A 13,147-nucleotide genomic window follows, 5' to 3' on the forward strand; every position below is an offset into this window, starting at 1 on the left:
GCATCAAAAATTTACTGATGAAAGCAGGACCTATACTCCTCTTTTTTTGTTTGTGCTCAAGTTACCTATATGCCCAGCAGCCTTATGCCGTAAAAGGAAGTTTGACTGATTCAGCTGCCGGAATAAAGATTACTGATGCCACGATCAGCGTACTCAGAGCAAAGGATTCCACCCTTTGTAAGTTCATCTGGAATAATTCCAGCCACAATTTTTCTGTGCCACTCAAAGAAGCTGGCCACTTTATCCTGCTTGTATCCTACCCGGGATATGCAGATTACACCGCCGAATTTAGCCTGGATTCCACAAAGCCAGTCTATGATTTCCAGGGCATCAATATGCTCCTGAAGTCGCGACTATTGACTGAAGTATTGATCCAGGGCAAGAAAGCGGAAATGAAAATCAAAGGCGATACTACCGAGTATGATGCCACGGCTTTCCATGTAGAGCCCAATGCAAAAGTTGAAGACCTGCTCAGGCAGTTTCCCGGCATTGAAGTCGATAAAGACGGCAAGATCACCGCCCAGGGCAAAACTGTGAATAAGGTGCTCGTAGATGGTGAAGAATTCTTCGGTGATGACCCGACTCTGGTGACTAAAAACATCCGGGCCGACATGGTAGACAAGGTACAGCTCTACGACCGCACCAGCGACCAGGCCAATTTCACAGGTATTGACGATGGGAAGAAAGAAAAGACCCTCAACATCAAACTCAAGGAAGACAAGAAGAATGGCTACTTCGGCAAGGTCGATGCCGCCGGCGGTACTGATAATTTTTACACCGGCAAGGTCATGTTCAATGCCTTCAAAGGCAAGGAAAGGTTCTCTGCTTTCGGCATTCTTGACAACACCGGCCACTTTGGGATGGACTGGGGCGAAAGCAGTAAGTACGGCATGAGTAACTATAACTTTAACTTTGGCGACGATGGTAGCATCCGCATCACCGGCGAAAGCAATGATGAACTGGAAAGTTACAATGGTGAATATTATGGCGAAGGCGTACCTACTGCACGAAACGGCGGTTTGCACTACGACAATAAATTCAACAATGATAAAGCCACCGTCAACGTCAATTATAGAATAGGCTCGCTGGCCGTAGATGGTACCAAAAATGTACTGACACAAAACACACTGCCCTCCTCTTTTATTAATACCAACTCAAATCAAAAATTCCATAACTACCTCTTCCGGCAAAAAGGGAATGGTCGATTTGAGTTTAAACTGGATACCACCAGCACTCTTATCGTAAATGCGGCAGGTGGCACCCGGAACAGTTCTGTGGATAACGAGTATACGACTACTAACCTGCGCCAGGATAGTACCTTGCTCAATACCAACAACAGGGCCATTCATTCTAAAACAGATGAAACAACCTTCAATGCAGGTGTCTTATATAATAAGCAATTGAAAAAGAAAGGCCGGAAAGTTTCCATGGGCATCAGTGAAAGTCACTCCCGTACTACGGGCAATGAGTTGCTGAAGTCTGATATCAATTATTACAATAACAAAGAAGTACTGGATAGCAGTGTGATCAATGATCAGAACAGGGTACAGCACAGTGATAACAATACCCTGACTGCCAATGCGACCTTCAATGAACCACTGTCAGACAAAGTACAAATTGCTTTCTCTTACGACTTCGTAATGACCAATGCCAACAGCAATCTGAACACTTACAAAAAGTCAGCCGAGGATAAGTATGATATGCTGGATAGCCTGTACAGCAACGATTTTAAGATTGACAACATCTCTCATCAGGGTGGTGCCATGTTCCTGTACAAGGCGGCTAAATTCCGCTTCAGTGGGGGCACTAAAGTATCTAACGTCGCATTTGAACAACTGAACCGTTTTGATAACAGTACCTTTAAGCGGAACTTTGTCAACTGGAATCCACAGGTCTACCTTACATATACATTCAGTCAGTCAAAATCCATGACCCTCAGCGCTACCCGGAAAACGCAGTTGCCTACTGTAACGCAATTGCAACCTGTGAGGATCAACACTGATCCCCTGAATGTACGTTTGGGTAATCCGGATCTGAATCCGTCCTATAGTGAAGATATTTACTGGAATTACAATTCCTTTAAGGCCATTACGCAGCAATATACTTACGTGAATGCGAACTTCTCTATTAAACACAATGCAATTGTATCGAATGTAACGACAGATTCGGCCGGTGCCAGCACCTATCAATATGCGAATATTAATAAGGATGGCTTCAGTGGCGGCATCTGGGCAATGCATGATTTCAAGATCAAATGGTGGGATATGCACGTTGCCACTATGTTCTCTGCTAATACAAACGTGTCTTACAACATGGTGAATAGTATTCTGAATAAGTCTACTTCCTATAATATTGCACCAGAGTTCACACTCAGGAAAAATGCAGAAAAGAAATTATCCCTGGAACTGAGTGTTACGCCGAATTATACCATCCAGAAGTCCTCCCTCTTGCCTTCTCTGAACAGCAATGGTCTGGGGCTGAATGCGGGAGCAGATTTCCGGGTGTTCCTGCCATCAAATTTCGAGTTCTACTCCAGGACGATGTTCACCTATACACCCAAGACAAAATCGTTCAATACAGATCTGAAGAGAACGATCTGGAACCTGGAAGTAAGCAGAAAGTTCCTGAAGGAGAAACAACTGAGGGTAACGGCATCTGTCAATGACCTGCTGAACCAGAATTCCGGCTTCAACAGAAATGTATCAGGTAGTCAGATTACACAGAATACCTATACTACTATCAGAAGATATTTCATGTTCACCATCACCTGGGACTTCAACAAGATGGGTGGTGCAAAACCTAAATCATGAGAATGCTCTATATCTTGATGGCTGTATGTCTGTTGGACGTACAGCCATTGACGGCACAACAGCGCTTTCCATCCAGCGGCACGATCACGTTTGAGAAAACGATCAATTTGCATGCGTATATTAACAAGCGCATTAAGGAAAGACAGGATGAAGGATTTTCCAAACAATTCCTGGAATCATACAAAAGCGCGAATCCTCAGTTCAAAAGGCTCAATTCAAAACTTAGTTTTTCCGGTAGCCGGACTTTGTTCACACCAGTGCCTGATTTGGTGACGCAGGATTTTATGTCAGATGCACCGGGAATCTACCAGGCGAATATTGTTTATACGGATTTAGCTACCGGTTTGTACACCTGTCAGAAACAGGTATACGGCGATAACCTGCTGATCAATGATACAGTAAGGGCTATTCAATGGAAGATCACCAGTGAGACCAGGGAAATAGCGGGATATCAGTGTAGGAGAGCGAATGCCATTATCATGGATTCAATTTATGTAGTAGCGTTTTATACGGATCAGATTCATGTGTCAGGGGGTCCGGAATCCTTTACAGGCTTGCCGGGAATGATACTGGGGGTGGCGCTGCCGCATGACAATGCGACCTGGTTTGCAACGAGTGTGGATCTGACTACTGTGCCGCCCACGAGTATTGTAGCACCGAAAAAAGGGAAAGCGATGACAGCGGCTCAGATGAAGGCAAAGATTAAATCTGTTTGGGGAGATAATAGTTTTGGCACTATCTGGTGGCTTGAATTGTAGTTAAACTTTGTAAACGGAGGCCCACTTAAGTGGGCCTCCGCTTTTTATTGAATCACCACCTGGGTTAGAGTACCACCGGCTTGCTTCTTCCAGTTTTTCCGCTGCCGGGCACCATAAAAGGTAGCATTGTCAATGGCATGCCTGATCAGGGTTATGAATTTTCTCAAAATAGGGGATGGCGGCCTGTAATTTTTGCTATTTAAAGGACTTCAGTCCGCTATAATAGTTAAATTCGAATAAATTTTCTGGTAAGGATCTTCTTTTAAACGCGCAATCTCCGCCAGTTTTTCACGATCGTATTTAGCCGTTTGGACAGTACTATAGACAGGTTGTTATCTCCGGCAAATGCCAGGAACAGGAGTAAAAGTAATGGCTTCATCATTTGAGGGATTAAAATCATATAATGCTGTACGCAGTATTTTTATTACTTCCTGATTTTAACCGGGGTTAAAATTTTCCTTCTCTCTTCTTTCGAGATTTGTATTACTAAAACAACAAACAATATGATCTCTTTATCCGTACTCGGAGCCATCCACACTATCATTGCGATTGTCGCAATCATTTTTGCAATTGCAGCATTTATTCAATCTGGCAAAATTCAGCCCGGCACCACTACAGGGAATTATTATTCTATTCTCACGGTCCTTGCCTGTCTCACGGCTTTCGGGCTTTCCAAGGCAGGTGGCTTTAATCCGGGGCATGCATTGTCAATCCTGATCCTGGTTTTCCTGGGAATTGCCTATTTACTCCGTCGCTCTTCAAAAGGATGGACTAAATACATCCAGAATTTCCTCATGACCACCACCTTATTATTGTCCCTGATTCCTGCGGTAAATGAAACACTGACCCGCATTCCACTGGGACATCCGCTTGCTACTGACATCAGCTCTCCTGCTATTGCTAAAACACTCATGGCATTACTCGTATTGTATGTAGTTGCCCTGATCCTTCAATCCGTATTCATCCGCAAAATGCAGACGGCTACCCACAGAGAGTAGCCGTAATCAGGCATTAGAATGGCGTTCTTCTACCTTACTCTCAAAGGTGTCACTTCCTCCTTTCTTTAACTAATTTATTCAACCATCAGGGTTATATTTTCAATAGTTTATTGAATAAAGAACCCCGATGGTTGAATTATGAGGGGGAGAAGTACAGGGATTTGGTATTTTTAGAACGTGGAACGCGTCTTTTTCAATTTCAATATGCGGCAATTGCAGTGGCTGGGCTGGGGCCTGATCTGCATTTTCCTGTTCACCTCGCTGCTCTCTATGGATGGATGGCAGCAGTCGATCTTTTTTTCTTTATACTATACGGGGTTCTATGCCACTGTGATCTATACGGACATGCTGGTATTGCAGCCACACCTCTACAGGAAAGGGAAAAAGCTATTATATGTATTAACTGTGATCTGCCTGATCGCTGTTACAGGCAGTATCCGGTCTTACGGCAACTGGTACATTTATAACCACATTATAGATGATAAACCGGAGAAGGTATTCAGTTATGACATGATTATCAGCTCCTCGATGGGTATGGCGATCGTGTATTTTTTGGGCTACCCTATCAGGATGACCATGGCATACTTCAAGCTGCGTAAGCAAACCGCAGCCCTCTTACTTGAAAAGAGCCAGACAGAACTCAACCTTTTAAAATCCAAGGTACAGCCACATTTCCTCTTCAATACCCTGAACAATATTTATTACGAGGCTTATCTTGAGGCACCCCGCACCGCCTTGCTCATAGAAAAGCTGGCAGAAATGATGCGCTACTTTATGGAAGAAAGCCCCCGGGAAAAAGTAATGCTGGAAACAGAGGTCGGGTTCATTGAAAACTATATCGGCCTGGAGCGCATCAGGGTTCGTCATGGTATTCAACTCGACTTCCATAAGCAGTACGACCCGCAACATATGATTCCCCCCATGCTGCTCATTACCTTTGTGGAGAATATTTTCAAGCATGGCATTGACAAATGTGCCAGTGAAAATAAAATCAGTATTTCTTTGACTACGGATAGTGAGCACCTGACGTTCGAAGCAATCAACCATCTCCCGGACTGCCAGGTGCCGACCAAGGCAGGCCTGGGATTAAAAACCCTGACTCACAGACTCGATATCCTGTATGGTCCTAAGGCCCAACTGGTATGTGGGGCCAAAGATGGCATTTATACCGCCTCCTTAAAAATACCGCTCGTATGAAACTGAACTGCATTATCACTGACGATGAACCTAATGCTGTGAACCTGCTGGAGGTACTTATCTCCCAGACCACTGACTGGCAGATCGTGGCCAAATGTTTTAACGGGCTGGAGGCATTGCAGGCCCTGAAGCAAAATAAAATTGACCTGATCTTCCTGGATATCAATATGCCCCTGCTGGATGGGATGTCGCTGGCAGGCTTACTGCCTGCGGATATTAAGATCGTATTTACAACTGCTTACTCCGAATTTGCCGCAGATAGCTACAACTACTCGGCCATCGATTATTTATTGAAGCCCATCACCCTGAAACGCTTCCTTGATGCCCAGAAAAAGATTGAAGCAGCCTTTGAAAACGGCAAAAATGTAGTCGCCAACGGGTATTTTTTTGCCAAAACGGGCAAAACTATCAAGAAAGTGCCCATTGCCGACATTCTTTATGCAGAAAGTGAAAAGGAATACGTGAAGCTGGTATTGGAAAAAGAGAACATCCTCGTTTATCGCCGGCTCAAGGAAATCGAGGAGCTGCTGACCCTGCCATTTCTGAGGATCCATCATTCGTTTATTATCAACCTGGATCACCTGCAACAGATCCAGGATAACCACGTCTACATCGGGGATAAGCGGATCCCGGTAAGTGATAAGTACAACGAAGCATTTTGGGAAGTGATCAATAGCAAGAAGATTTAAGTGGCAACACTAAAAAAGTCTACACAAATCAGTAAAAAAATCTGAGCGACATCAGTTAAGGAACTGCTCACCGTCAGTTATCTGGCAAAAATATCTGGTGAACTTTACCTTATGAACACTACGACGTTGCACCACTTCCATATCCCTGTTCTCGGCCTGGGGTATACCATAGACACACCAGCCAAAGTGGCGAGATTCGGGATCTCGTCAGTCATATCGATCACCGACGATGTTGTGATAGAGAGTATGCGGGCACATTATTCAAAACTTTTAGATCATCCTTATGAACCGATCAGCGAGCGCGCAGAAGACCACAGAGCCAGAAGAATTACAAGCTACCTGGACCTGATCCACGAAATGGTGGAACGCCAGATGACTACTTTACGCGCATTGCCTTTCTTTGAAGATAATGAACTCAGTAAATATTTCGAACTACTTCCCGACGATGTTCCTGTAAAACAACTATACCTGAAAATGATGGATGGTGAGCCTGTAGATCAGGATTACCTGCGTAGTCAGCTGGTAGCAGGTGCGATTGATGTGAACATCATGTGTAAGGTGGATAACCTGCGTACTGATGCGAATGGTGATTTACTTCCTGAAAAATATTCTGATGCTATTGCAGCACTGAGAGGCTTTGCCGACAGTAAGCTGAGCAGCTCCGTAGTATTGTCTGCAGGTTATAATCCACGCCTGTACAATTACGTAGAGCAATTGCCAGATTTCCTTCCTGACGAAGAGGGTAAGCTAAAAAAGAAGATCATTTTGAAAGTGAGCGACTACCGCTCTGCACTGATACAGGGTAAACTGTTTGCAAAAAAAGGGATCTGGATCTCTGAATTCAGAATTGAGTCTGGTTTGAATTGTGGCGGACATGCCTTTGCTACTGATGGGTTACTGCTGGGACCTATCCTGGAAGAGTTTAGAACCAAGAGAGCCGATTTAGCGGCTGAGTTGTTTGCTTTGTGTAGTGCTGCTAAAAATTATCCCGTACAGCCACCACAACTGATTACTGTGCAGGGTGGTATTGGAACCGCGCATGAACAGGAATTCCTTTTAGAATATTACGCAATGGATGCTACCGGCTGGGGAAGCCCATTCCTGCTGGTACCGGAAGCTACCAACGTAGATGCAGAAACGCTGCAACAACTGGCTACTGCCAAACAGGAGGATTATTATGTAAGTGATGCTTCTCCACTGGGCGTTCCTTTCAATAATCTGCGCAATACCTCTTCAGAAAGGCAGCGCGAAACGAGAATTGCAAAGAACAGACCGGGTAGTCCCTGCTATAAAAAATTCCTGGTGACAGATACGCAGTTTACCAAGACTCCCATATGTACTGCATCCAGAGAATATCAACACCTGAAGATCAAAGAACTGGAATCACAGCATCTGAGCGAAGAAGAATATAAAGCGGCGTTTGAGAAGATAGTAGTAAAAGATTGCCTCTGCGAGGGGCTCACGACTTCAGTACTGATCAATAATGAACTGCCATTAAACCATAACCTGTCAGCAGTAACGATTTGTCCCGGGCCTAACCTGGCTTACTTCTCAGGTACATTCTCATTGGCAGAAATGGTCAATCATATTTACGGCAGGGTAAACATTCTGAATAAACTTTACCGTCCGAATATGTTCATCAATGAGCTGCATTTGTATATAGATTATTTCAAAAAGAAATTAGCTACAAGCAGTTCACTGACAGCACAGCAGGCAAAATCTTTACAAACATTCAAGAAGAACCTGCTGAGTGGCATTGAATACTACAAACAACTGGCGGAGCAATTTAAGAAGGAAAGCAACGAATACATCGCCCAGATGCGGGCAGAACTGGATAACGCGGTGATGACGTTGAATTTGCCAAGCTTTAATCCATGCCCAACAGTTTAGTTTACAGGATTTGTAAGCCTGGACGGTAAAAAAGGTATGACCAATCCTTTATTTGGACGAAGGTATTGGCGCTACCAATCAGATCTTTAATCAATACGCATTGCCAGCAGGGCATTTCTGGAGCTTTCTATAAAGGAAGTATCGGCATCGGGGGAACGTTTTTCAAATAAGAGTGTTAGCGTACGTCCTTTTCTAAGCGTTGAGGCCTCCACCGTTTGCAGATAGAAAGAGTCCTGCTGGAAATTGCTTTCATAAATATGAAATTGATTTCCATTGATATCCATAATGGTATCAATAAGTAGTTGTTCATGCCTGGAAAATAACCGTTGAATAACGGCTGCAGAATCGTAAATCTTATCGACAGATAAATATACGGTGAGGCGGTCGCTGTTGTTCAACGGTGATGTTCTGGGCTGATAACGGTACATGAGGTAGTCTATTCCCATCTCATAATGTACAAATGAGAATGCAGTGTCATATTGTGATGGCAACTGAATGGTGAGGACACCTATACTATCTCCTAATGGGATTTTTCTGCCTTCCGGCAAGTAAGACGATTGTCTGCAGGCGAAAACCATGCACACAGGCATTACGAACATGTAAGGTTTCATAGGTTCAGGATATAAAATTATACCACTGTTCAAAAATATTTTTTTACAGTGTCTACTTTAAAAATAACGTATTTTTTGCAGGTAGTGGTATGTTTTTAGGGCATCGCTCTGATAAAAAACATATATTTTTTTATACCCTCTACACAATTTCAGGTATCCCTTTCTTAAAAACTTATTTTCCAATAATTTGCACTTGTATACGATTTGTTAAAACTTTTTTGGAATTCAAAAAATAGTTATAACCTTTGTATAGTAATATTATTTACAATGTACAATAAGCCCGCAAATTGCAGTTTTCCAAATTTGCAATATTTCATCTTCACCATCTTTAATACTTCCCCACCAGTATTTTAATTTAAAAATTTATTGCTTTACGCTGGCGCGTAATTATTCACAGGTATTGGGACATACCTGATCTGGATCCCTTTTTCTTATATTCAAATACATAAACCAACAACTTTTATGCAAACAACTGATGTAATCAGGTGGCTGATGCTGCTTGGCATCCCCGTACTATGCCTTGTATTGTACCGTTTCATTCTCCGCGTATTCTTTGGCCTTGTGATTGTACCCGAAGATAAAATAGGTCTTGTCACCAAAAAGTTCGTACTGATGGGTAAACAGGAACTCCCTGAAGGCCGTATCATGGCTACAAACGGAGAAGCTGGTTTTCAGGCCCAAACCCTTGCCCCGGGTGTGTATTTCTGGAAATGGTTCTGGCAGTACGATGTAAAGTTCCAGTCCTTTACTGTTATCCCCACAGGTAAGATCGGGCTGGTATTAGCTAAAGATGGTGCCGAACTGCAACCCGGTGCCATCCTTGCCCGCCGCGTAGATTGCGATGCTTTTCAGAATGCGGAAGCATTCCTGAAAAATGGTGGTCAGAAAGGTCGCCAGACGGCGATTATGACTCCAGGTTCTTATCGTATCAACACCTACATCTTTGAGATCGAAATCACCGATATGGTGAATGTACCTGACAATGCGGTGGGTATTGTCACTACACTCGAAGGTAAGGCGATTGAATACGGACAGATCGCAGGTAAGATTATCGAAGGTCACAGGAACTTCCAGGATGCCGACGCATTCCTTGAAAAAGGTGGCTACAAAGGTTTACAGGAACAGGTGATCCTCTCAGGTTCTTACTTTATGAACCCATGGTTTGCCAAAGTAGAGATGCGTACCATGACTGAAATACCTATCAGCCACGTAGGTGTCGTGATCTCCTATGTGGGTAATGAAGGTGAAGACCTGAGTGGTACCGATTTCAAACATGGCAACATTGTAGGTAAGAACTACAAAGGTGTGTGGGCTGAACCTTTAGGCCCCGGTAAGTACCCGATCAATACTTACATCATGAAGGTGGAATATGTGCCTACGACCAACCTGGTACTGAACTGGGCGAGTGCCCGCAGTGAGGCCCACCAGCTGGATAAAAACCTCTCTACCATTACCGTGCGTAGTAAGGATGGTTTTACTTTCAACCTCGATGTGGCACAGATCATTCACATCCCTGCTTCTGAAGCACCAAAGGTGATTGCACGATTTGGTAACATGAGCAACCTGGTGACACAGGTACTGGAACCTACCATTGGTAACTACTTCCGTAACTCTGCGCAGGATGCTGAAGTGATCGACTTCCTGAAGAGCCGTAAGGAAAGACAGGAATCAGCCAAATTACACATTGGTCGTGTACTGGAACAATACAATGTATTCGGTGTTGATACACTGATCGGTGATATCGTTCCTCCTGAGAGCCTGATGAAAACCCTGACTGACCGTAAGATCGCAGAAGAACAAAAGGTAACTTATGATACGCAGATGCGTGCACAGGAAACCAGGCAGGCACTGGAAAAAGAAACCGCCATTGCGGAAATCCAGAAAGATATCGTAAAAGCAGATCAGGGTGTATTGATTGCTGAAAGAATTGCGGATGCTGCTGTGAAGAAAGCGACTGGTGATGCAAACAGTGTACGTCTGCAAGCGAATGCTGAAGCGGATCGTATGAAACTGCTGGCAAGTGGTGAGGCAGAAAAAGTAAGAGTACTGGCGAAAGCTGAAGCTGAAAGAACTGAATTGACAGCAAAAGCCGAGGCTGAAAAAATATCCTTAACAGGTAATGCGGAAGCCGAAAAAATCCTGGCTATTGGTAAATCAAGCGCAGAATCTTATAAGCTAGCCGTGGAAGCAATGGGTGGTAACAACTTCACTCAATTGAAAGTGATGGAAGCGATCGGTGAGCAGCATATCAAGATTATGCCTGACATCCTGATCGGTGGAGGCGATGGCAATAATGGTCCTATTAGCGGACTGCTGGGTCTGAAGCTGCTGGAACAATTGGGTGAAAAGAATAATCAACAAACACCTAAGGAATAAACCGGCCAGCATCCTGTGTTATCCCTTTCCTTGTACCTGAGGTTGTATCAAGCGTAAAAGTTCCGGATTTAATCCGGGACCTGATGGTGAGAATTTTTTAATGACTTTCTCAATGCCTTCAATTTACTTTTGATACAACCTCTTTTTTATCCCACAATCAATTGGTTTAATCACATTTAAAATTTGGTGCAATGCTGCTTGGTTAATATTGCCTTACCAAAATTGCACCGACATGAAATCCATTTTAATACCAGCCTTTCTTTTTTCCTGCCTGTCATTGTGTGCGCAGGATTTCCAATTGCTCAATGGTAATATACTTATGGCCAATAAAGGCAAAGTCGTACATCGTCTTTCCTACGGCTATGCTGATTTTCCATCACGTACCTCCAATAATATAGAGACACCATTTAACCTTGCCTCTATTTCAAAAATATTTACAGCTACCGCCATTCTTCAGCTGATGGAAAAGGGGAAGTTAAACCTGGACGATCCTTTCCAGGCCTACTTCCCTGAATTTCCTTTCCCGGATATTACCATCAAACACTTACTCACACATACTTCCGGCCTACCTGACCTGGAATTGTTTGAGCCGTTGATCAAACAATATCCTGATACGATTGTGTCCAGTCATATTGTAATAGATCAGTTAATAGCCTCCCATCGCACACCTGCTTTCAAGCCAGGTGACGAGTTCCGCTATTGTAACAATGGCTTTGTTTTACTGAGTTTGCTTGTAGAAAAAATAAGCCATCAAACATTTGATGAATATTTGCATGAACAAATTTTCAGGCCGGCGCATATGCATGAAACATTCCTGTATGATCCCACACAAAATAAACTTCCTACCCAGGTAAGTAAGCATGCTTATGAAAGCTTTGCGGTAGACTCTTTATCAAGAACAAGAGATCTGAAAAAATACAGGTATACTGATTATAATAATGATGCTGCTACCGGTGCATCCAATATCGTCACGACGGTAAATGACCTGCTGTTGTTTGACAAGGCATTCTTTGGTTTCAAACTACTCAAACCGGCTACAGTACAACTCGCAATTACTCCTGTAAAGTTGAACAATGGCACTTATTATACAGAAAAAACAATGGATACTATGCAGGGTGAAGGAGAAGGTTCTTATGGAATGGGCTGGGAATTGTTTGATCAACCCGGCTATGGTAAAGGTGCCGGACATGGCGGTTTCCAATTTGGCTTAGCTACCTTCTACTACCACAACCTCGATAAAAACCAAACGATCATCGCATTTGACAATACTGCGGCTCCTTCTTTCGGTGCAATAGTAACAAATGCATTACGGATCATGAATGATCAGCCTCCGATAGCACCTGGACATAAGAAATCATTGGTCAGAATATATGTAACGACGCTGGTAAAAGAAGGTGCAGATGCTGCTGCGACTCAACTGAGCCTCTTAAAAACAGATACCGCACATTACTACCTGAGTGAGTGGGAGATGAATAAGGCAGGATACGAACAGCTCTATGATTATTATCGCATTGATGCGGCACTGGAGATCTTTAAACTCAACTGTCTGCTCTTCCCGCTTAGCTTCAATACCTACGATAGCTATGGCGAAGCCCTGAACAAAGCAGGTAAAAAAAAAGAAGCCATCGCCCTTTACGAGCGGTCCATTCTGATCAATCCGAATAATAAGGATGGCATAAAAGAACTCAGTAAGATCAAAGCCCGTTAATAATTTATCACTCTGGGAGAAGATAAAATCACTTTAAAAATTCTTTTAAAACTAAACCCTTTACTTGTTATTTTTAGACTCACAATTCATCTAAATAAATGATTGTCAAT

Annotated in this window: 10 protein-coding genes; 8 read left to right on the forward strand and 2 right to left on the reverse strand. The window is 43.4% G+C overall.

The features are described 5' to 3' along the window. The first annotated feature begins 17 nt into the window (after positions 1-17). Positions 18-2,810 (forward strand): outer membrane beta-barrel family protein, encoded by a 2,793-nt coding sequence (locus tag DXN04_RS07265; protein ID WP_116852669.1) that lies wholly within the window; start codon positions 18-20, stop codon positions 2,808-2,810. Then, a complete protein-coding gene (locus DXN04_RS07270; protein ID WP_116852670.1) occupies positions 2,807-3,568 on the forward strand; it encodes a GLPGLI family protein in 762 nt (253 codons plus the stop codon). Before DXN04_RS07265 ends, DXN04_RS07270 begins: the two co-directional genes overlap by 4 nt. A gap of 44 nt (positions 3,569-3,612) precedes the next feature. Here the strand turns inward: DXN04_RS07270 and DXN04_RS35580 are convergent, their stop codons facing one another. Then, positions 3,613-3,735: a hypothetical protein gene (locus tag DXN04_RS35580; RefSeq protein WP_262512449.1), complete on the reverse strand. Its 123-nt coding sequence runs from the start codon at positions 3,733-3,735 to the stop codon at positions 3,613-3,615. A 336-nt stretch (positions 3,736-4,071) separates the two neighbouring features. Here DXN04_RS35580 and DXN04_RS07275 point away from each other — a divergent pair, with 336 nt between their 5' ends. The 4 genes from DXN04_RS07275 to DXN04_RS07290 all read left to right on the forward strand — a co-directional run bounded on the left by DXN04_RS07275 (position 4,072) and on the right by DXN04_RS07290 (position 8,342). Beyond that, positions 4,072-4,566, forward strand: coding sequence for a hypothetical protein (locus DXN04_RS07275; protein ID WP_233525530.1), 495 nt, complete (start codon positions 4,072-4,074; stop codon positions 4,564-4,566). A gap of 177 nt (positions 4,567-4,743) precedes the next feature. Beyond that, positions 4,744-5,763, forward strand: a complete 1,020-nt coding sequence (locus DXN04_RS07280; RefSeq protein WP_147319869.1) for a sensor histidine kinase — start codon at positions 4,744-4,746, stop codon at positions 5,761-5,763. Continuing rightward, positions 5,760-6,452 (forward strand): LytR/AlgR family response regulator transcription factor, encoded by a 693-nt coding sequence (locus DXN04_RS07285; RefSeq protein ID WP_158568890.1) that lies wholly within the window; start codon positions 5,760-5,762, stop codon positions 6,450-6,452. Before DXN04_RS07280 ends, DXN04_RS07285 begins: the two co-directional genes overlap by 4 nt. Positions 6,453-6,563: 111 nt before the next feature. Next, the gene (locus DXN04_RS07290; RefSeq protein WP_116852673.1) at positions 6,564-8,342 is read left to right on the forward strand and encodes a hypothetical protein; all 1,779 of its coding nucleotides are present in this window, start codon (positions 6,564-6,566) and stop codon (positions 8,340-8,342) included. Between the two features lie 86 nt (positions 8,343-8,428). Here DXN04_RS07290 and DXN04_RS07295 read toward each other — a convergent pair whose 3' ends face one another. Then, positions 8,429-8,953 (reverse strand): hypothetical protein, encoded by a 525-nt coding sequence (locus tag DXN04_RS07295; RefSeq protein ID WP_116852674.1) that lies wholly within the window; start codon positions 8,951-8,953, stop codon positions 8,429-8,431. Positions 8,954-9,415: 462 nt separating this feature from the next. Between DXN04_RS07295 and DXN04_RS07300 the strand changes: the two genes are divergently transcribed. Together DXN04_RS07300 and DXN04_RS07305 are read left to right on the forward strand one after the other, a co-directional pair. Then, the gene (locus DXN04_RS07300) at positions 9,416-11,329 is read left to right on the forward strand and encodes an SPFH domain-containing protein (protein ID WP_116852675.1); all 1,914 of its coding nucleotides are present in this window, start codon (positions 9,416-9,418) and stop codon (positions 11,327-11,329) included. 232 nt (positions 11,330-11,561) lie between these two features. Further along, positions 11,562-13,037 carry a serine hydrolase domain-containing protein gene (locus tag DXN04_RS07305; protein WP_116852676.1) on the forward strand — a complete coding sequence of 492 codons (1,476 nt, stop codon included), beginning with the start codon at positions 11,562-11,564 and terminating at the stop codon, positions 13,035-13,037. The last annotated feature ends 110 nt before the right edge of the window (positions 13,038-13,147 follow it).

It is taken from the genome of Chitinophaga silvisoli (assembly GCF_003412465.1).
GTDB classification, from domain to species: Bacteria; Bacteroidota; Bacteroidia; order Chitinophagales; family Chitinophagaceae; genus Chitinophaga; species Chitinophaga silvisoli.